Origin of the sequence: Pedobacter sp. WC2423 (assembly GCF_040822065.1) — a bacterium.
GTDB lineage: Bacteria > Bacteroidota > Bacteroidia > Sphingobacteriales > Sphingobacteriaceae > Pedobacter.
This window is the reverse complement of record NZ_CP162005.1, coordinates 2,727,769-2,747,289: the sequence shown is the minus strand read 5'-3', so window position 1 is coordinate 2,747,289 and position 19,521 is coordinate 2,727,769. Positions and strand designations below refer to the sequence as shown.

The 19,521-nt window shown below is 38.7% G+C and carries 19 protein-coding genes and 1 tRNA gene; 15 read left to right on the top strand and 5 right to left on the bottom strand.

The features are described from left to right. The first annotated feature begins 1 nt into the window (after position 1). Both AB3G38_RS11105 and AB3G38_RS11100 read left to right on the top strand, forming a co-directional pair. Positions 2-1,600, top strand: coding sequence for a RagB/SusD family nutrient uptake outer membrane protein (locus AB3G38_RS11105; protein WP_367868535.1), 1,599 nt, complete (start codon positions 2-4; stop codon positions 1,598-1,600). A gap of 47 nt (positions 1,601-1,647) precedes the next feature. Next, entirely contained in the window at positions 1,648-2,709 is a 1,062-nt protein-coding gene (locus tag AB3G38_RS11100; RefSeq protein WP_367868534.1) for a phosphatidylinositol-specific phospholipase C1-like protein, read from the top strand. 89 nt (positions 2,710-2,798) lie between these two features. Here AB3G38_RS11100 and AB3G38_RS11095 read toward each other — a convergent pair whose 3' ends face one another. Beyond that, positions 2,799-4,262, bottom strand: a complete 1,464-nt coding sequence (locus AB3G38_RS11095) for an ArnT family glycosyltransferase (RefSeq protein WP_367868533.1) — start codon at positions 4,260-4,262, stop codon at positions 2,799-2,801. Between the two features lie 60 nt (positions 4,263-4,322). Between AB3G38_RS11095 and AB3G38_RS11090 the strand changes: the two genes are divergently transcribed. The 5 genes from AB3G38_RS11090 to AB3G38_RS11070 all read left to right on the top strand — a co-directional run bounded on the left by AB3G38_RS11090 (position 4,323) and on the right by AB3G38_RS11070 (position 8,286). After that, positions 4,323-4,445 (top strand): hypothetical protein, encoded by a 123-nt coding sequence (locus tag AB3G38_RS11090; RefSeq protein WP_367868532.1) that lies wholly within the window; start codon positions 4,323-4,325, stop codon positions 4,443-4,445. A 47-nt stretch (positions 4,446-4,492) separates the two neighbouring features. Beyond that, on the top strand, positions 4,493-5,170 hold the full coding sequence (locus AB3G38_RS11085) for an HAD family hydrolase (RefSeq protein WP_367868531.1): 678 nt from the start codon (positions 4,493-4,495) through the stop codon (positions 5,168-5,170). 10 nt (positions 5,171-5,180) lie between these two features. Next, the gene (locus tag AB3G38_RS11080) at positions 5,181-6,170 is read left to right on the top strand and encodes a UbiA prenyltransferase family protein (RefSeq protein ID WP_367868530.1); all 990 of its coding nucleotides are present in this window, start codon (positions 5,181-5,183) and stop codon (positions 6,168-6,170) included. Positions 6,171-6,424: 254 nt separating this feature from the next. After that, positions 6,425-7,867 (top strand): GMC oxidoreductase, encoded by a 1,443-nt coding sequence (locus AB3G38_RS11075; RefSeq protein ID WP_367868529.1) that lies wholly within the window; start codon positions 6,425-6,427, stop codon positions 7,865-7,867. A gap of 2 nt (positions 7,868-7,869) precedes the next feature. Beyond that, a complete protein-coding gene (locus AB3G38_RS11070; RefSeq protein WP_367868528.1) occupies positions 7,870-8,286 on the top strand; it encodes a hypothetical protein in 417 nt (138 codons plus the stop codon). Between the two features lie 93 nt (positions 8,287-8,379). On the opposite strand, the gene AB3G38_RS11065 is transcribed toward AB3G38_RS11070, so the two are convergent. Continuing rightward, positions 8,380-8,550, bottom strand: a complete 171-nt coding sequence (locus AB3G38_RS11065) for a DUF2158 domain-containing protein (protein ID WP_367868527.1) — start codon at positions 8,548-8,550, stop codon at positions 8,380-8,382. A gap of 184 nt (positions 8,551-8,734) precedes the next feature. Here AB3G38_RS11065 and AB3G38_RS11060 point away from each other — a divergent pair, with 184 nt between their 5' ends. The 6 genes from AB3G38_RS11060 to AB3G38_RS11035 all read left to right on the top strand — a co-directional run bounded on the left by AB3G38_RS11060 (position 8,735) and on the right by AB3G38_RS11035 (position 14,234). Next, positions 8,735-10,033: an esterase-like activity of phytase family protein gene (locus tag AB3G38_RS11060; protein WP_367868526.1), complete on the top strand. Its 1,299-nt coding sequence runs from the start codon at positions 8,735-8,737 to the stop codon at positions 10,031-10,033. 242 nt (positions 10,034-10,275) lie between these two features. Next, positions 10,276-10,359, top strand: a tRNA-Leu gene (locus AB3G38_RS11055). 105 nt (positions 10,360-10,464) lie between these two features. Further along, a complete protein-coding gene (locus AB3G38_RS11050; protein WP_367868525.1) occupies positions 10,465-11,508 on the top strand; it encodes a hypothetical protein in 1,044 nt (347 codons plus the stop codon). Positions 11,509-11,623: 115 nt separating this feature from the next. Next, positions 11,624-12,640, top strand: coding sequence for an LLM class flavin-dependent oxidoreductase (locus AB3G38_RS11045; protein ID WP_367868524.1), 1,017 nt, complete (start codon positions 11,624-11,626; stop codon positions 12,638-12,640). 146 nt (positions 12,641-12,786) lie between these two features. Then, a complete protein-coding gene (locus tag AB3G38_RS11040) occupies positions 12,787-13,218 on the top strand; it encodes a DUF2147 domain-containing protein (protein ID WP_367868523.1) in 432 nt (143 codons plus the stop codon). Beyond that, a complete protein-coding gene (locus AB3G38_RS11035; RefSeq protein WP_367868522.1) occupies positions 13,218-14,234 on the top strand; it encodes a WD40/YVTN/BNR-like repeat-containing protein in 1,017 nt (338 codons plus the stop codon). Before AB3G38_RS11040 ends, AB3G38_RS11035 begins: the two co-directional genes overlap by 1 nt. Before the next feature lie 5 nt (positions 14,235-14,239). On the opposite strand, the gene pncB is transcribed toward AB3G38_RS11035, so the two are convergent. Next, on the bottom strand, positions 14,240-15,424 hold the full coding sequence (pncB, locus tag AB3G38_RS11030; protein ID WP_367868521.1) for a nicotinate phosphoribosyltransferase: 1,185 nt from the start codon (positions 15,422-15,424) through the stop codon (positions 14,240-14,242). Positions 15,425-15,770: 346 nt separating this feature from the next. On the opposite strand from pncB, the gene AB3G38_RS11025 reads away from it, so the two are divergent. Beyond that, positions 15,771-16,916, top strand: a complete 1,146-nt coding sequence (locus AB3G38_RS11025) for a fatty acid desaturase (RefSeq protein WP_367868520.1) — start codon at positions 15,771-15,773, stop codon at positions 16,914-16,916. Here the strand turns inward: AB3G38_RS11025 and AB3G38_RS11020 are convergent. Together AB3G38_RS11020 and AB3G38_RS11015 are read right to left on the bottom strand one after the other, a co-directional pair. Further along, entirely contained in the window at positions 16,913-17,428 is a 516-nt protein-coding gene (locus tag AB3G38_RS11020) for a hypothetical protein (protein WP_367868519.1), read from the bottom strand. The genes AB3G38_RS11025 and AB3G38_RS11020 overlap by 4 nt on opposite strands. Before the next feature lie 7 nt (positions 17,429-17,435). After that, on the bottom strand, positions 17,436-18,338 hold the full coding sequence (locus tag AB3G38_RS11015) for an NAD(P)-dependent oxidoreductase (protein ID WP_367868518.1): 903 nt from the start codon (positions 18,336-18,338) through the stop codon (positions 17,436-17,438). A gap of 280 nt (positions 18,339-18,618) precedes the next feature. On the opposite strand from AB3G38_RS11015, the gene AB3G38_RS11010 reads away from it, so the two are divergent. After that, positions 18,619-19,518 carry an oxidoreductase gene (locus tag AB3G38_RS11010; RefSeq protein WP_367868517.1) on the top strand — a complete coding sequence of 300 codons (900 nt, stop codon included), beginning with the start codon at positions 18,619-18,621 and terminating at the stop codon, positions 19,516-19,518. Positions 19,519-19,521: the final 3 nt, after the last annotated feature.

Here is a 19,521-nt window from a genome sequence, read left to right as displayed (position 1 = left end):
AATGAAACAGATATTTTTATTAACGGCGGCATTTGCTGCCATGTTAGCCACTGTCTCCTGCACAAAACTGGATGTAAAAGTGGAATCTCAATATGTAAAAGATAACTTTCCTACTACTGATGCTGATTATGCGGCTTTATATGGAACCATGTACTCTAACCTTTCTTCTCAGTTTGGAGTACCTTATTTCAGAATGCAGGAAATGTCCACAGATGCTGCGATTTTACCAGCAAGAGACGGAAATTTTGATGACGGCGGGCAGTACAGACAGTTGCACTACCATACCTGGACATTTGATCATCCTAACGTAAAAACAATTTGGGAATGGGGATTTGGAGGAATTAACAACTGTAACCGTTTAATTTCGGTGACCAATGCTTCTTCAGCATCAGATGCAAAAAAAGCTTCCGGAGTAACAGAAATAAAAACGATGCGCGCATTGTACTACTTCCTGATGATGGATCTTTACGGTAATATTCCTATCATCGATAAGTTCCCGGTAGAAGCAGGCGCTTTACCCGGCACAACGAGCAGAGATAAAGTATTTGAATTTATCGAGAAAGAATTGCTGGCAGTTATCCCTAATTTACCTCAGAAAACAGGAGCGAATCAGAAGTTGTTTTACGGAAAACCAACACGTGGAATGGCTTTCGCTTTGCTGGCTAAAATGTATTTGAATTCACAAGTATATACAGGAAAGCCAAGGTATACAGATGCCGTAGCTATGGCTGATAGTGTAATGAAAAATACAACTTATCAGCTGGATCCTAAGTATGCTGATATTTTTGATGTCAATAATGGTCCTCAAATCACAGAAACAATATTTGCTATTCCTTATGATCAGCAGATTCCAGGTAATCAGATGACCAGGTTCGGATTCTATCCTGCACTGGCTACTGCTTACGGGATTACAGGAGTAGGTTTTAGTATTTCTATGAGTACCACACCAGAATATTATGACCGCTTTAATCTGGCAAATGATATCAGAAAAAGTTTTTGGTTGGTTGGGCCTCAGTTTGCACCAGATGCGAACAGAAAACCTGATAAGACAAAGCCGGTATACATTGCAGGTACAACACAACAAATTGTATTGACACGTGATCTGATTCTTAAACCAGGTAAACCCATGGATGTGGGTAATACTGTAGCTGATCAGTCAAAAGGAATCCGTTCGGTTAAATACTGGCCGGATGTGAATGCAATACAAGCTACCCGTTTAAACGGTAATGATATGCCTTTTTTACGTTTAGCAGATGTCATGCTGATGAAAGCAGAAGCTATTTTGCGTGGTGCTTCGCCAACAGCAGTAAATGGAGAAATGCAGACTCCACTTGCTTTAGTGAATAAGATCAGGGCAAGGGCAGGTGCAGAAGCAGCCACAAGTGTTGATTTGGAATCTTTACTGGACGAAAGAGCAAGAGAGCTGAGTTGGGAAGCCTGGAGAAGAAATGACTTGATTCGTTATGGTTTGTTTGAGAAAGAATATCCTTTACAAAATGATGTACTTTCAATGAATAAAGATGTTGCGAGAAGACTTTATCCGATCCCTGCAACTGAACTGCAGTTAAATTCCAATTTAAGACAAAACCCAGGTTATTAATTCTTTTAAACAGCCGGTTTTTTCCGGCTGTTCTCATTTTAATACTTATGATAAAGACAGTTTCCAGCGCATTGCTATTGTTCGTATTTCCATTATTGATACCAAAAGATGGGGATAATTTACCAATTAATAAGATCCAGGTTATTGGATCACATAACAGTTATAAGAAAGCGATTGATCCTCATTTGTTTGACGTATTCAGGAAAAAGGATTCTGTATCGGCCAGCAAGATAGACTATGAGCATATTGGTGTAACCGAACAACTTGATCTTGGGTTAAGAAATCTTGAAATTGATGTTTATGCAGATGCAAAAGGAGGGAAATATGCACATCCCCGGGGATTGAGCTGGGCAAAAGATCAGGCTCCCTACGATGTAGCTAAAGAAATGGATGCACCAGGTTTTAAAGTTTTTCATATTCAGGATCTGGATTTCAGAAGTGATTTTCTGACCTTGAAAGGCGGATTGGCAAAATTGAGAAAATGGTCGGATGCACATCCGGATCATACCCCGGTATTTATCACACTGGAAGCTAAAGACAATAAAATAAAAGGGGAGGGTTTCAGTGATCCCGAACAATTTACAGCAGAAACATTTGATGCGCTGGACAAGGCATTGCTGGATGGACTTGGCATAGATAAGATAATCACACCAGATGTGGTGAGAGGAAATTATAAAACATTGGAAGCCGCAGTCTTAAAAGATAACTGGCCTTTACTTTCAGCAGCAAGAGGAAAGTTTCTTTTCATTCTTGACCAGAAAGGGGAGAAGATGGAACTTTATATCAAAGGTCATCCTTCACTAAAAAACAGGGTATTATTTGTAAATGCTGCTGCCGGCAAACCTGAGGCTGGCATGATGATCATCAACAATGCTAAAGACCCAATGATTCCTCAGCTGGTTAAAAAAGGGTATATTATCCGTACCCGTGCAGATTCTGATACACAGGAAGCGCGCCGTAATGACCGCTCTAATTTTGATGCAGCATGTGCTTCGGGAGCCCAGATCATTACTACCGACTATTATTTAAAGAGTACTCATTTTAAATCTGACTATGTAGTGAGTTTTAAAGATGACAAGTATTTCAGAGTGAATCCGCTTTTTAAATAAGGTTAATATATTTAATTCCAGTGGTTGATCCCGGTCTTAACAAGCTGAATCAGGCGGCTCTTCACTAATGGAGAGCCGCTTTTATTTTTTTAAGGTTTCAACGTAATTAAACTAACCTTTACATCAAATGACGTATAAACATTTTCTTGTTTCCCTAACGTGGAGAGATGGCTCATCAGGCGATCTGTAGGGTTTACATTTTTTAAATAATACCAGGCAGGCTGATCTATTTCATCGCCAATATCCGTTAGAATAAGATGATTATAAATTACCCAGATTCTTTTTTTTCCTTCAAATGATTTAAAATCCTTTTGTAAATGATTCAAGTAGTCCGGATAGCTGGTTGAAATTTTGCGGTAATCTCCTCCTTCGAGCGCGGTAAAATTATAAGGGTAAGTATGCTTGTAAAAACGATAGCCAGGCAGGTCATTCCAATACACATAAACTAAGTCACCCGGTTTAAACTGACTATTGATATAAGCCAGTGCCTGTTTTTGAAAAGATCTTTTATGAATGATAAATTCATCCGGATATGCCAGTGTTTGTACGGCGCTGTAAACTGGTGCTGCAATCAAGAGGATAAATAACAGCAGTTTCATTCGCTCAGATTTGAAAAAAGAACCAATCTGATCTATTCCTTTGACAATAAAGAGGAGGAGCAAAGGGCAAATAAAAACCCAGAACCGTTCATTTAAAGGGTAAAGTTTAAGGCCTGAAGCCAGGCACATAAACAAAAAAGGAAATAGCAGGATCAGCGCATATTTTTTCTCTTGAATAAAAAGCCATATTCCGTAAAATAACCCGATCAGAGGTAACCACGGAGTATTCAGGATTGCTTTAAGCAAAACAGAATTTCCAGTATATAATTTCCAGCTCAGGCCAAGCGGATATGCTATTAAATGATATAAAGCCGCAGGATACCAACGCAATTCCTCCATGTTGACTGGTGGCAATGGCATAAAATAATGATAAAAATCAAACCATTCAGCTGCCCATTTAGACTCCGCATGTTTGTGTGTAAATAACAGGTAGTTCAGGGCAAAACCAGCTACCCATAATAAAAAAGGAACGAGTTGCCTGAAAAATAATTTCCAGTCTCTTCTGTAAAGATTTTTACAGCTGATGCCAGTCGCAATTCCAGCCAGAATAAATATAGAAGAGTAAGAAAACCAGAGAATTACTGCTCCTGAAAGCCCCCAGGTCAGGAGTGATCCCCAGGTTAACCGATGCTGATAGCGGATATAAATATACAAGATCAGTACGGTTGCCAGCAGCTCAGTTGAATACTGTTTAATCTCAACGGAATGGAAAACAAGGGGAGGAGCCATTGCTAAAATGGCAACCGCCGTTACTGCTGCCAATGGGCGAAGAAAATATTTGGCTACAGGAATGAACAGCACAATTGAAACTATACCGCACAGCATAGGAAATAGACGCAATACCATTTCATTCGTCCCTAAAAGATAAATGCATGTTTTAACGCTCCATAAAAAACCAATCGGGGCTTTTTGCTGATAGTCCAGCGGGTGTGTTACCAGCTCAATATAATTCATTTTGATCAGGCTGGTAGCCAGATAACATTCATCCAGCCATAGCGAACGGTTATAAAAAAGATGGAAAAGACGAACGAATATACCGCATCCAATAATTATACTGTACCAAATATTTTGGTTTTTGAGATCGCTGGATTGTTTTTTACACATATGAGTGATATTCAGTCATTGGAAGCTTTTTAATTAGTGCAAATAATTTATAAATTTAAAGATTATTTAAATAGCCATAGGTGAATGTTATAGATTGGGGGAAAATAAAAGTACTGATTCTTGATGTAGACGGTACTTTATACAATCAGTCCGGATTAAGAAGAAAAATGTTATTTGCCTTGCTAAAATACTATTTAGTGAGACCGTTACAACTCAAAGATCTTCTGATTTTATATTTTTTTCGTTCAGAACGTGAAAAAAGAGCGGGTTATTGCAGTAATGATCTTGAAGTTGAGCAATACCAGTGGTGTGCAGCTAAAGTAAATATACCTTTGGAAAGGATTAAAAATGTCGTTTCGAAATGGATGTTTGAATTTCCAAATCCCTATTTATATGCTTGCCGATACGCTGAATTATATCCATTTTTGCAGCTGTTAAAAGGGCATCAGGTCAAAGTGGCTATTTACTCAGATTATAAGGCAACTGACAAGCTAAAAGCTTTAAGGGTTGAAGCTGATTTAGTGGTTGCATCTACTGATGCACGGATTAATTGTTTGAAACCGAAACCAATAGCGTTGTTTCATATCATGGAGCATTTTGATGTTAATTCAGCAGAATGTCTTTATATAGGTGACCGTGACGAACTGGATGGAATATGTGCTGACCAAGCCAAAATAGGCTACCTCAATATCAATAAATATAACTCAGGTACTTTATATACAGTGCTTGCAAATAGTTTAAGAGAACATTATAAATAAGAGATTGTAAATGACGGTTAAAAAAAAGGCGGGTTTTAAAGATTATATAGCCCTCGCCCGCCCGGATAGCTGGGTAAAGAACATTTTCATGGTACCCGGGATGCTGTTTGCATTATCCGTATTTAAAACTCCTATAGACAGTCATCTGTTCTTTAAAATCATTGTCGGGATTATCAGTACTTGTTTAATCGCATCGGCAAACTATGTAATCAATGAATACCTGGATGCGGATTTCGACAGATTTCATCCTTTAAAAAAGAACAGGTCTTCCGTTGTATATACGGTAAACCCAAAGTTAGTTTACCTGGAATACGGTGTTTTGGTAATTATTGGCTTGTCATTAGCTTATCTGATCTCCTATAAATTTATACTCCTTTCAGCATTTCTTTTGTTCATGGGGGTTATTTATAATGTAAGGCCTTTCAGGAGCAAAGAGCGTGTATTTCTTGATGTACTCTCTGAATCAGTTAATAATCCTATCCGTTTTGGTTTAGGCTGGTTTATATTTTCTCCCGCACTAGGTGCTCCGGACAGCAAATGGGATTTCGACTGGATCAATACTTTTCCTCCAACCAGTATCATTGTTGCCTACTGGATGGGAGGTGCATTTTTAATGGCTACTAAACGTTTTGCAGAATACAGGATGATTGGAAATCCTGAAACAGCTGGTCAGTACCGGAGATCGTTTAAGTTTTATACCGAGAACAGCTTACTGGTCTCCATGTTTTTTTATGCGATTACCTCTGCCTTTTTTATGGGTATTTTCCTGATTAAAGACAGAATAGAATTACTGGTTAGTTTTCCGTTTTTTGCTTTGTTATTTTCCTGGTATCTCAGAATTGGATTATTAAACGATTCTCCGGTTCAAGGTTCCGAAAAACTACATACACGTAAGTGGTTTATGTTATATTTATTTCTTTTTACGGCATTGCTTTGCATTTTGATGTTTGTTGATATTCCATGGCTATATTGGTTCCTTAAAAACGCATCCAATTATTAGTTATCCAATTGATGGAAAAAAACAATAAATAGATGGAGCCTTTGACAAGTAAATAGATGAACCCGACATAATCAAAATAATTATTAAACCCGAAGGGCAATAATTATTTTGATTATCAAAGGCTCCATCTGACGGAAAAAACAATAAGTAAATAGATGAACCCGACATAATCAAAATAATTATTAAACCCGAAGGGCAATAATTATTTTGATTATCAAAGGCTCCATCTGACGGAAAAAACAATAAGTAAATAGATGAAATACGATTATTACGATTTAATTATTGTCGGTACCGGCTTCTCTTCTACATTTTTTCTGAAGAAATATCTGGAAAAGAATAAGGGAGTGAAGAAGATTCTTGTGCTTGAACGCGGACAGTTATTCCCGCATAGTGAAAGATTAAAGCTCAAAAGAGGGGAACTTGCTGATTCCCCGGCTTCTGGTAACTCGTGGGAAGATCAGATCATTAATAAAACCCCGGAAAAAAGATGGCCTTTTACTACCGCTTTTGGAGGAAGTTCCAATTGCTGGTGGGGATGTACACCGAGATTTATGCCTTCTGATTTTAAAATGAAAACGTTATTCGGGGTAGCAAATGACTGGCCGGTCACTTATGAAGAGCTTGATCCTTATTATGAGGAAGCAGAAGAAATAATGGCTATTTCCGGGCCTGAAGGAACACCTTTTCCTAAGAAAAGTAAATACCCGCTTCCACCTCATAATTTCAGCCCGATAGATAAAATACTGAATCAGAAATATGGCAATCAGTATATCAGCCAACCTACTGCAAGAGCAAGCAGAGGTACAAAAGGAAGAAATCAATGTATGGCCAACTCAAGCTGTGATGTTTGTCCGGTAGATGCTAAATTCACCATAGAGAATTCTGGTATTGACGTTTATCAGAACGCACAGGTAGAGCTTTTATATGGCGCACAGGTTTACCGCCTGGAAACCGCAGGCAATGTGGCAAAAAAAGTGTGTTACGTGAAAGACGGAAAGGATTATGAGATTGCCGGGGAGGTTATTGTTCTGGGGGCTAATCCAATGTTTAATTCGAATATCCTGTTAAATTCGGGTGATCGTAATCCATTGACTGGTAAAGGATTTGGAGAGCAGCTTGGCATGCAGGTTTTAATTTACCTGGACAACCTGAAAAACACCGGCGGCAGTACCTGGGTAAACGCAAATGGTTATATGTTATATGATGGCAATCACCGTAAAGATTATGCTGCCTGTTTGATCGAAACCAATAATGCACCTTATAATATCCGGCTTGAAAGAGGTAAATGGTTAAACATGACTTCTTTCCGGATGATTTTTGAAGATTTACCGCTGGTCACAAATTATATTACCACCACTTCAGATAAGCTGGTTCCTGAAATCAATTTTAAAGGCGGCAGATCCGATTATGCGCTGAAGGGAATGGAAAATATGAAAAAAGTTCTTCCGGGAATTCTATCGTGTCTTCCTGTTGAAAAATTAAAATTCCTGGATCCTTTTCCTAATGAAGGACATATTTTAGGAGGTACAAGAATGGGTAAAACTGCGGCAGACAGTGTAGTGGATAAAAATATGGTTCACCATCAATACAGAAATGTTTTTGTACTGGGCAGCGGTTCGTTTACTACTTTTAGTGCCTCAAATCCAACGCTGACGCTATCAGCTATGTCATTGTATGCTGCAGATCATTCATTTTAGCTATGAAAAGAAGAACATTCATCGCCATGGCAGGTATCGGAACAGGATTATTAATTCTTCCTCCTGCATTATATATTGCTTCTCCGGTGCTGCGGAAACACGCCGTAATGTTAATCAGAGAAGAACTGTATTACCTGAAACTGGATACTGCCGGAGTAGAGCAGTACGTCAATGATTATTTTAGTTCTTCTTCCAATAATGTGATGACTAATTTAAGGTGGAAGGCCTTTTATTATTTAGGGATCAAAGCGGAGAAGTCAAACCAGATTTTTGAACTGATCAAGTTCTACCTGCTGTCAACAGATTTTTTTATCCATAAAATGGATGAAAGTAAACTGGTCAGCTATCTGGGGTTGTATAGTCCTTATAAAAGCCCTGTTCCAAATCCTTATTCTTTTGTATTATATCCTGCTGATTAATAAATAGCGTTGGACAGAGCTGAAGAATACTTTTGTTTATCCGGATGGATTTCATAAATTCCTCATTAATCTGATCAATGAGGAATTTATCTTTTAAACTACAGCTTCAACCAGAAGATCTTCATGCAGCGTTACGCTTTGGAGGGATTGGTTCTGATCAAACCAGAAACAAGTCACATAATCTGTTTCTGTTAAAGGACCCGCAGTCATATTCGGCCCGCCTGATTTTAGCGCTACAATTGCGCCTGTTGTAAATTTTGCCATAGGATTCTTTTTAATATTTGATACTACGAGTATAAGTAATTTCTACTGAAAATGTATTATTTCTGTGTTATTAATTAAATACTTATACAATTTTGAAATAGTTATGGAGTTATTAAACAATGCTGGCTTAACACTGAGTTGACAGTGTAACCATTTTTTTGTAAAACATATCTAAATACATTTTATGAAAAAAGCTATACTATCATCGTGCCTTATGCTTACTGTATCCTTATATTCCTGTAAAAAGAATAATGGAGGAACACTTGCCGGAAATATAACCTATCCCGATATGGCCGAAGCTTCAGATCCTGCAGTATTGATGACTGCCGCGAATGGGGTAAAAGTATATAATGGAGGCTTTGGTTCTGCTGTAGCAGCTGATCCCAATGATCCTTCGGTTTTTTACCTGTTAACTGACCGTGGCCCCAATGCAGATGGGCCAACCGATAACGTGAAAATATTTGGTAAACCTGACTTCACGCCTCAGATTGGTAAATTCCGTTTAAAAGAAGGAAAATTGGTCTTAGAGCAAACTATCTTATTAAAGAATGCTGCCGGGATCAACTTAAATGGTTTGCCAAATCTGACAGGTGCCGGTTCAACCGATGAAACAGCTATTGACCTTAACGGGACAGTTCTGGCACCAGGTAAGGACGGACTTGATTCCGAAGGATTGGTTCGCGCTGCTGACGGCAGTTTTTGGGTGAGTGATGAATATGGGCCACATCTGGTTCACTTTGATCCGTCCGGAAAGACTATTGAGCGTATAAATCCATTTGGAGATGGTACAGGTGGCCGTAAACTTCCTGCGGTATTGGCAAAACGTAAACCGAACCGTGGTATGGAGGGTTTAACCATAACTCCTGATGGAAAAACTTTGGTAGGTATCATGCAGTCGCCAATGTTCAATCCATCTAAAGCAGAAGTAAAGGGATCGGTTGTGCTGCGTATTTTAACTTTTGACATTGCTACCGGCGCAACTAAACAATATGCTTATTTACAGGAAAATACATCGTTAACAGGAGTTAGTGAAATCCTTGCAGTTAATAATACCACATTTTTAACACTGGAAAGGGATGGAGATTATGGAGGAGCACTAACTAATCCGGCTACCTTCAAAAAAGTATTTAAGATTGATCTTTCTCAGGCTACAGATATTTCTGACATTGCAAATAGTGCAACAGGCAAATTATTCGGGGGTAAAACTCCTGAACAATTAAAAGATCTGGCAGGTCTGCAGACCGCAGGCATCGTACCAGTCAGCAAAACAGTTGTGCTTGACCTTTTAAAAGATCTGCCGTCCGTTTATCCGCATGATAAAGCAGAAGGGATGGCTTTAGTAAACGGAAACACTCTGGTAATCTCCAATGATGATGATTTTGGGGTAATTCCTGGAGATAAAGGTTCATTTGCACCTAAGATCCTTCCTGCTACGAATACCGTTGACCGTAACAGATTATATTTTGTGAAGATTAAATTATAATATTTTTCAATAAAAAATAGAAGAGGACTCTTGCCGGGCAGGCAAGAGTCCTCTTTGTAATTGTCAGATTATCTGATTTGTAGCTCAATCTTTGTCTTTGATCGCTTTCAATCCGGTTATTTAAAATGATTTACTGTCAGCAGTCCTTCCTTTAAAACGTGAACAAATTTGTTGAATATTTTATATCATTTAATAAATAATGCTACATTTGTCGCCACAGAGCGGATATCCAGAATTTTAATGCCCGGATGGCGAAATTGGTAAACGTTGCGGTCTCAGAAGCCGTTGGAGTAAGATCCTTGAGAGTTCGAGTCTCTCTTCGGGCACACCAATATCAAGCTCATTAAAGCCTGTAAACCGAAAGTTTACAGGCTTTTTATTTTTTAACAGCATCTTTGCTGTCATAAAATATCATAAGAACTATCATTTATATGCTGAGGAGAAAGAGAATAGTACTGGTTATCATTTGCCTGATTTATACGCTCAAGGTAAATGGACAAACAACTTGTAAAGTAATGCCCGACTCTCTGGGCAGAGAACTGGCAGCAGCCTTCTTAAATAAAGAAGACCTGAGCCAGGTACCAATCTTTCCAGATGAGCCGTCTGCAGCACCATTACTGATCAATGCGTGGAATAAGTTGTTGAATAAGGCAAAAACCAAGAACATTACTCCGGAAAGCACCACTTTCTATCACAGTTATTTTTCAACCAACCAGGTTTTAGACAACGCACAAACACCAGACAGGCTCACCTTATATGTTGTATTTAAACATGCTGCTGATACACTGGCTATCAGACTGGACTTATTAAAGCAGGATGACCACTGGCTTTTAACAGCTGTTAAAGATAATTTCTTTGGACTGAAGACTACGGAAAGTAATAAAATTAGTTTTGAACCTGTGATCGGGAATGAAGAGCCAGATGCAACAAATGCTGCACCCATCTATTCGGCTCACAATTCTATTCAAGATAACCATTGGGTAACAGCAGGAACCTGTGTTTCAGACCCTAAGATTTTTATCAATGCTGTATTAAATGATATGGCCGCGCATACCCCGGTAAAAGACCTTCCTTACCTGCTTTCTGAAGCAGATTTTATCCAATATTTCCGATCAGATATTTTGCAAATGGCAGGTAATAAATTAAAAGGTTCGCCGGGTGCTCAGGAGAAAGAAATATTAACAAATATTCAGAGCCTGATGACTAAACATCCTGAACAGTACTATAGTGAAATATTAAATGATATCAGTTCAGTTTCCAGTTATCTTGAAACTACCAAATACGCAATCAGCAAGAATAAATCAGTAAGCTATAAGATTGGAAATTATGACAATGACCTGTATGCAGGTGGTAAGATCAGTTTGGAAGTCACCGTTAAATTTGGAATTGAAAATGGTGAAGATACGATTCAGTTTTCTGGGTACTGGATTAATGGTAAATGGATACTTGCCGAATTAGACAGGTTATCAATTTAAGCCTTGCAGCACTTCTGTATGTAAAGTCAAATCTTTGAGTCCAGGGTATGTTTACCAGTACTAATCTCTAATTTTATAAAACAGGGAAATATCCTGTCTTATAGAGAGCTCCATAATGGTAAATGAAATACATCAAAACAAACTATCAGGTATCCGGTATTCAGTCTTAGATTTAGCAACAGTAGTTGCAGGAAAAACACCTGCTGATACTTTTGCGAACAGCGTTGACCTGGCGCAAAATGCAGAGAAATTTGGTTATACCAGGTATTGGCTGGCAGAACATCACAATATGATTAGTGTGGCCAGCTCAGCAACTTCTCTGCTGATCGGTCATATCGCCGGCAATACCAAGACCATCCGGGTAGGTTCCGGTGGAATTATGCTGCCTAATCACTCCCCGTTAATCGTTGCTGAACAGTTTGGAACTTTAGCCTCGTTATATCCGGGAAGAATAGATTTAGGACTTGGCCGGGCACCTGGTACCGATCAGACTACTGCTATGGCTATCAGAGGAGAGCGGTTTAATGCGGTACATGACTTCCCGCAGGATATTGTCAAATTACAAACCTTTTTCTCCGCAGATAATGCAAATAGCCGTGTCAGAGCAATTCCTGGTGAGGGATTGGATATTCCAATCTGGATATTAGGCTCAAGTACCGACAGCGCGCGTTTAGCTGCGGCTATGGGGCTTCCTTATGCTTTTGCGAGTCACTTTGCTCCGGCTCAGTTCCTGACCGCAATCAATCTTTATCGTCAGAATTTTAAGCCTTCTGAACATCTCAAAGCACCTTATGTAATTTCCTGTGTCAATGTAATCGCTGCGGATACAGATGCTGAAGCAGACAGACTGGCCACCTCTTTAAAACGCTTCTTTATGGGCGTGGTAACTGGTAAACTTGAACTATTACAACCACCGGTTGACAATATGAATGATGTCTGGACTGATTATGAAGAGGAAGCAGTGAATCAAATGATAGCCTGTTCGTTTTTTGGCAGTCCACAAACTATCAAAGAAGATATGGAATCTTTCATCAAACAGACGGGAGTCGATGAGATTATGGTTACTTCTCACATTTTTGATCATCAGGCAAGATTGCATTCCTATCAGCTTTTTGCAGAGCTGATGAAATAGATTACAAACTTAGTGGCATCAAAAAAAAGATTTAAAACCCGGCATTGTCATTTGATAAAGGATAATGAACAAAAACAAAAAACCAATGAAACCATAGTTGTTTACTAGGTGTAATTTGTAAATTAGCCTAAACTAAATATAAACTTATGAGATACATTTCACTGCTTTTACTGATTACAGCAATTTCCTTTACAGGTTTTGCACAAAACAAAGATGCTATTCTTGGTCAATGGATTAACTCTACAAAAGAGGCACATGTAGAGATTTATAAAAAAGAGTCTAAATATTTTGGTAAGATTGTATGGCTAAAAGCTCCAAAAGATGAAAAAGGCAATGCAAAAACGGATATTAAAAATCCCGATGCTAAACTGAAATCCAGGCCTATACTAGGAATGGAAATACTGAAGGACTTTGTTTTTGAGGATGGAAAATGGACTGACGGTAAAATTTATGATCCTAAATCTGGTAAAACCTATAGCTGTAATATGAACCTTAAAGACAACGGTGATTTGAATATGCGCGGGTATATCGGTATCTCAATTATTGGAAGATCTGAAGTCTGGAAAAAAGTTAAATAATGCGAATACTCCTGTACCTATTATTGCTGACGCCTTTTACTGTATTTTCACAAACCTACGAACTAAGTACTGTTAGTACTGGAACTAATACCAGTATCAGAGGGATGTCTGTCGTCTCTGACAGCGTTGCCTGGGTAAGTGGAAGTAATGGATTCATTGGCAGAAGCACAGATGGAGGTAAGGAGTGGACATGGACAAGACCTAAAGGTTATGAGAAACTCGATTTCAGAGATATTGAAGCCTTTGATAAAAACCATGCAGTAATTGTTAATGCAGGTTCTCCGGCTTACATTCTTCGTACAGAAGATGGAGGGAAAAACTGGACTGAAACCTATAAAAACCTGGACTCTGCGATATTCCTTGATGGAATGTCATTTTGGGATAAAAAACATGGGATCATCTTCGGTGATCCCATTCAAAACCACTTGCAACTGCTGATTACGGATGATGGGGGATGTAACTGGAAAGATGTATCTGCGAGGTTAAAACAGACTATAGCAACTGGCGAAGCCGGTTTTGCTGCAAGTGGCACTGGAATTAAGACCCTGGCCGGAGGAAAAGTATGGATAGCCACAGGTGGCACAAAATCAAATATTTATGCTTCTGATAATTACGGGCTGAGCTGGAAAAGGTATGACTGTCCGATCTTACGCGGAAAGAGCACTACCGGGGCGTTCTCCATAGACTTCTGCAATGAAAATCAGGGAATAGTAGTTGGTGGTGATTATGAAAAAGATAAAGAAAATACAAATAACGTGTTACTCACCAGCGATGGGGGGAAATCATGGTCAAAACCGTCCAGACCTGTCTTCGGTTTCCGTTCTGGTGTAATCTGGTATGATGATAAAACTTGTTTTGCTACCGGCACCTCAGGAACTGATGTTTCCAGAGACGGGGGGATGAACTGGTATCACATCTCTGAAGAAAGCTTTAATGTAATTCAGAAAGCAAAAAACGGCAAGCTTATTTTACTTGCCGGTGGTAAAGGATTGATCTACAGCTTAAAAATCAAATAAGCTGACTAATCAATTTCAAGAATCTCTTTAGCAAGTGTAATCATTTTCTCTGTACCAGTATATTTCCCATGCTCATCAGATAATTTGATCACATCTGTCCACTGCTCATTCTGAGGTTGAGCCTGGGTCATTTTGATTACGATATTCATAGGTTCAGGACCGGCATCATTAGTCAGGTTAGTCCCAATACCGAATGATATACCAATCCGGTTACGGCAATGACCAGCAATCCTGGCAACCTTTTCATAATTAAGCGCATCAGAAAAAATGATAGTTTTGGTTTGTGGATCTATAGCCATCCGCTCATAATGTGCAATCACTTTATCTGCAAACAATAGCGGATCACCACTATCATGTCTTACTCCGTCAAATAACTTGGAGAACATCTTGTCAAACTGTCTGAAAAACACATCAGTTGTATAAGTGTCTGATAAAGCAATTCCTAAATCTCCGCGGAAAACCTGTACCCAATGCTCTAAACCTAATGAATTGGCCATTTTAAAACCATAACGTGCTGCATGGAACATGAACCATTCATGTGCATGCGTTCCAATTGGCTTGGTTTGATGAACCATGGCCATATGTACATTACTGGTTCCGATAAATGATCCCTCCCCATATTGCTGTAAGGTCTGCAATACCAGGCGGTGAATGGCGTAAGAATACCTGCGGCGCGTGCCGAATTCAGCAACTGTAACCCCAAGATCACGATAGTTTTCAATCTTTTTCTTCGTTCTTTCGATTACCTCTTCATTGCTGATTCTTACCGCATGGGTCAGCTCATAGAACAGCTCGCAGATCAGGGACATGATTGGAACTTCCCATAAAATTGCACGATACCATAAACCTTCAATATGTATTTCTAACTGATCACCGATTTGTTCAATATGCACTTCATCTGGTTGATAACGATAGCCTTCCAGAAAATCCAGGTATAGCGGATCAAGATAAGGGCAGTTGACCTGCAAGAATTTTTTCTCTTCCCGGGTTAACCGTAATGCTGGCATTTCATTCACCGCTTTACGCAGTGCATCACCAAAACCTGGTGGAAAAGAATGTTTGCCACGGTTTATAAATTTATAACGCACTTTGGCATAAGGGAACAAACGTATAACACCCTGTTGCATGGTGAATTTATAAAAGTCATTATCAAGGATGGATATAATTGAAGTAACAGGTTGTATAGTCATATTTGAGGCTAATCATTAATTAACTTAACACAATTCGGGCCAGTAGCTGATTGATCAGCCTCAAATATAAATTTAATTGGCAGCTAATAAAGCTGCCAGTGGTAACCATCGGGAGAAAATTAAGGAAAATATACTTGTATAGTCACTTTATCGTTATAGTGCTGTGCAAGGGAATCTGCGGAGTCAACTATAAAACAATAAGATTTTTGTACTGAATGATAAAGATGTCTTAACAAGACATGGTATAAACATGCACTATATTTACAGGAATATAATTTGCAGCACAGCATAATTTACAACAATACATAAACAGGCTCTTAAAGTCGAAGCGGGGAAAACACACAGGATGACTAAAAAAGTCAAGTTTATTAATACCAGTCAGTCAACATTTTATATTACAGTACGAAAAAGGGTTGATACTTATTTTACAACAAATAATATTTCTATCCATGCAAATGGAGCCATGTGGTTTAAAGCCGCATTCTTTCTAACAAGCTTAACAACACTATACCTGTTGATTCTGTTCGCAAATCTCAGTCTGCCAATCTTATTCATACTAGCTATTTTATTAGGTGTATCCGGTGCATTTGTAGGTTTTAATATCTGTCATGATGCTATTCATCACTCCTTTTCTGGTAACGCTACTGTCAATAAGGTTTTTAGTTTCGTATTTAACCTGATTGGTGCCAGCCCATATGTATGGAATATTTGCCATAATATTGTACACCATACCTATACAAATATTGCTGGTCATGACGAAGATATTGATGTAGCGCCAGGTCTTATCCGGTTTTCTGATACTGAAACCGTCAACAAACTGCAGAGATATCAGCATTACTATGCATTTATATTGTACAGCTTTTCTATGTTATCATGGGTTTTCAGAAAAGATTATAAGAAGTTTTTTCAGCATAAAATCGGAGAACATACTGTAGTTCATCCCCGGGTCGAATATTATAAACTCTTTGGCTACAAAGCAATTTATTATTTCCTTTTTATAGCCCTGCCTTTGATGATTATGCCGATTACCTGGGGACAATTTTTAATTGGTTTTCTGGCGATGCAACTTGCCCAGGGCTTAGTACTTGGCCTTGTATTTCAACTGGCACACGTAGTAGAAGGAACTGACTTTCCTTTGCCGGATGAAGAAGGGAATATAGAAGAAGCCTGGGCTGCGCATCAAATGAGAACTACTGCAAATTTTGCCGGAGGAAGTAAAATAGCTGCATTTTTATGCGGAGGATTAAATCGTCAGATAGAACATCATCTTTTTCCAAAAGTATGTCATATCCATTATCCTGCAATAGGTGCTATTGTTAAAAAAACAGCTAAAGAATTTAATCTTCCTTATATAGAAAGTATCACCTTTGCAGCTGCTTTACGATCTCATTACCGGATGCTGCGCAGGCTAGGAAAAGAAACTTATCAAACGAATAAAAACATTAACAGGGAAGTTGATATCGTTCCGGAAACTATTGTGATTGTGCTTTAAAATTTTTCTCTGACCGGAATCCTTTTCCATAAACTTTGATCGATTTGACTGGTATCTATATCTTTGATCCAGAACAAATCCGGAGTGAGATATACAACCTGACAAGTTTTATAAATTGGGTAGATTTTTTGATCAGCGCCACAGCCTTTCCTTCTTAAAACTATCTGAGTACCCGGGCTGTCTTTATACGCAAATAAAGTACGGTCTGTACTCCAGCTGCACATACCAGAAAAAATGGTTATAAAAGCCAGGAATGCAGCAAAAAATGCAGCCACAACGGTTAAACCTGTTTTTATAAGCAATAGCTTTCTGCTATCTGCTTTCTTTAGCGTGCCGGATAAAGTAAATATTACAGCTGTTTGTAACCCATAAAATACAAACAGCTGATGAAAGTTTCCGCTTTTTCCAATTTTGATTTCAAGCGGGATAACTTTTCCGAACAGCGCTATAACTACCCAGCAGCTAATGGCAGCTATTGAAGTCCAGAATACAAGTCTTTTAAGTACATGCATTAAAAAATTATTTAGTATTCAGGTAATTGGTCATGTTGACAAGAACCTTCTCTGATAGTCTTTGTTTCGCTTCAAAAGTAAAGCCACCAAACTGATCTGATAAAATGATATTTTCATGGCCTGCAAATTCTTCTGCAAAATCTCCAACTCCATCTGCATCAAAGATGGCAAAGTTCCTGGCATCCGCAATCCAGTTTAGAAAAGCTTCCTTCTCAAAAGGCACTCCTAAAGATGTATTGACAAGAATTGAATTTGGTTTCTTTAACTTAAACTCTTTTGCTGTAAGTAAAATTGTGTTTTTTGGTAAATGTGTTGAAATGATATCACATGATTCCATTAACTCTTTCAGCGGTAAAAATGTAATCCCATTTTTTTCCTGTTCATATTTTCTGCTGCGGTTAAAATAATATACCTGCATTCCAAAATGCTGAGCAGTCTGTGCGACCATTAATCCTAATGTTCCAAGACCAATAATCCCTATGCTTTTGTTTTTTAACTCCATAGGCTCATCTTTCCATCTTGCCTTTATTAAGCCTTTGAGTAAGAAAATCAGCTGTGCGAATATAAATTCTACCGCTCCTTCATCTCCATAATCTCTAACCCCTTTTACCTGGATACCTTTTTGGCGGGCTGCCAGAATATCAACATTTGCAGCAGCTTCATCATACAAACTGCAGCACATACCAATATATTTTAAATGAGAAGTCTTTGCAATAATTTCTGCTGTGATTTTTGTTTGCCAGCTTACCAGTACAGCATCTGAATCACCAATCCGGGCAAGCGTTTCAGCATCATCCTGAGGATAATCCCTATATATGCTGATTTTATTTTTTGATAAAGCAGCAAGCTGTTCTATAATTTCTTCAGTCAGGCCGCAGTTATCTATAATGGTTATCTTTTCGAATTTCATGCTATCGTTAATTAATTATCAGCAATGCGAATATATATTAATTGTAATTATTAAGATCTAAGTTAAATAAAAAGAAGGGACGGCCAGCCCGTAAGAATCACCTGATCGGAAGGTAAGTGAATAACAGTCATGGTCTTATCTCATATCAAATTAAAGTCACAAATCCATTTTGCCTCTGCGGTTAATAAGCTGAGCTTCATAACAAATGAAAATTGAGCTTTTAAACAAAACGTTCCTCCTGAATACTACCGAACTTTAACTCAACAAAAATTATAAAAAAATGACAAGTTCAGCAACAATGACAAAAGTTTGGTTTATCACCGGAAGTTCAAGAGGATTAGGAAGAAACCTGGCCGAAAGTGTACTTGCAAGTGGAGCTAATGTAGTGGCAACAGCCCGTAACCCGGAACAATTAAACGATCTTCTGGCCAAATATCCGGATCAGCTTTATCCTGTAAAGCTGGACGTCACAGATCAGGAGCAAATTAACCAGGCAGTTAAAGCGGCTATCGGGCATTTTGGCCATATTGATGTATTGGTAAACAATGCTTGTTTCGGAATTACCGGAGCTGCCGAAGCTTTTACTGATCAGGAAGTGCGCAGTCAGCTGGAAACTAATTTAAATGCACCTATTGCTATTACCCGTGCTATTTTGCCCTATATGCGTAAACAACGCTCAGGAAGGATTCTTCAAATCAGCTCTGTGGGAGGAAGAGTTGGTCATTTTGGACTCACGATTTATCAGGCTGCTAAATTCGGTCTGAGTGGGTTCAGTGAAGCACTGGCTCAGGAAGTTGCTCACCTTGGAATTTATGTAACCAGCATTGAACCAGGTGGATTTCGTACAGACTGGGCTGGTGATTCAATGAGTTATGCGCAAAAAGCGGCAGGTTACGAATCTACTGTCGATCAGATAGCCGGACTTTTTAAAGCAGGTAATTTCGTACCCATGGGAGATCCTGACAAAGCAGCAAAAGTAATGATTGAATTAGCTGATCATCCCAAACCACCTGTACATTTGATTTTAGGCAGCGAAGCCGTAGGGCTTGTAAAACATGCTGAAGCTTTGAAAATGGCGGAATTTGAAGAATGGATACCGGTATCTGTCTCTACAGACCATGCAGACGCGGTAAATTTTCTGGAAACTGAAGAAGGAAAAACTTTGTTGAAAAAAGCATAAACC

What these genes read in the sequence shown, in the direction of transcription:
- AB3G38_RS11025 (WP_367868520.1), top strand. Translation starts at nt 15,771, where the DNA reads ATGACTAAAAAAGTCAAGTTTATTAATACCAGTCAGTCAACATTTTAT.
- AB3G38_RS11010 (WP_367868517.1), top strand. Translation starts at nt 18,619, where the DNA reads ATGACAAGTTCAGCAACAATGACAAAAGTTTGGTTTATCACCGGAAGT.
- AB3G38_RS11080 (WP_367868530.1), top strand. Translation starts at nt 5,181, where the DNA reads ATGACGGTTAAAAAAAAGGCGGGTTTTAAAGATTATATAGCCCTCGCC.
- AB3G38_RS11100 (WP_367868534.1), top strand. Translation starts at nt 1,648, where the DNA reads ATGATAAAGACAGTTTCCAGCGCATTGCTATTGTTCGTATTTCCATTA.
- AB3G38_RS11090 (WP_367868532.1), top strand. Translation starts at nt 4,323, where the DNA reads ATGGAAAAGACGAACGAATATACCGCATCCAATAATTATACTGTACCA.
- AB3G38_RS11060 (WP_367868526.1), top strand. Translation starts at nt 8,735, where the DNA reads ATGAAAAAAGCTATACTATCATCGTGCCTTATGCTTACTGTATCCTTA.
- AB3G38_RS11095 (WP_367868533.1), bottom strand. Translation starts at nt 4,262, where the DNA reads ATGAATTATATTGAGCTGGTAACACACCCGCTGGACTATCAGCAAAAA.
- AB3G38_RS11015 (WP_367868518.1), bottom strand. Translation starts at nt 18,338, where the DNA reads ATGAAATTCGAAAAGATAACCATTATAGATAACTGCGGCCTGACTGAA.
- AB3G38_RS11050 (WP_367868525.1), top strand. Translation starts at nt 10,465, where the DNA reads ATGCTGAGGAGAAAGAGAATAGTACTGGTTATCATTTGCCTGATTTAT.
- AB3G38_RS11020 (WP_367868519.1), bottom strand. Translation starts at nt 17,428, where the DNA reads ATGCATGTACTTAAAAGACTTGTATTCTGGACTTCAATAGCTGCCATT.
- AB3G38_RS11065 (WP_367868527.1), bottom strand. Translation starts at nt 8,550, where the DNA reads ATGGCAAAATTTACAACAGGCGCAATTGTAGCGCTAAAATCAGGCGGG.
- AB3G38_RS11045 (WP_367868524.1), top strand. Translation starts at nt 11,624, where the DNA reads ATGGTAAATGAAATACATCAAAACAAACTATCAGGTATCCGGTATTCA.
- AB3G38_RS11070 (WP_367868528.1), top strand. Translation starts at nt 7,870, where the DNA reads ATGAAAAGAAGAACATTCATCGCCATGGCAGGTATCGGAACAGGATTA.
- AB3G38_RS11105 (WP_367868535.1), top strand. Translation starts at nt 2, where the DNA reads ATGAAACAGATATTTTTATTAACGGCGGCATTTGCTGCCATGTTAGCC.
- AB3G38_RS11035 (WP_367868522.1), top strand. Translation starts at nt 13,218, where the DNA reads ATGCGAATACTCCTGTACCTATTATTGCTGACGCCTTTTACTGTATTT.
- AB3G38_RS11075 (WP_367868529.1), top strand. Translation starts at nt 6,425, where the DNA reads ATGAAATACGATTATTACGATTTAATTATTGTCGGTACCGGCTTCTCT.
- pncB (WP_367868521.1), bottom strand. Translation starts at nt 15,424, where the DNA reads ATGACTATACAACCTGTTACTTCAATTATATCCATCCTTGATAATGAC.
- AB3G38_RS11040 (WP_367868523.1), top strand. Translation starts at nt 12,787, where the DNA reads ATGAGATACATTTCACTGCTTTTACTGATTACAGCAATTTCCTTTACA.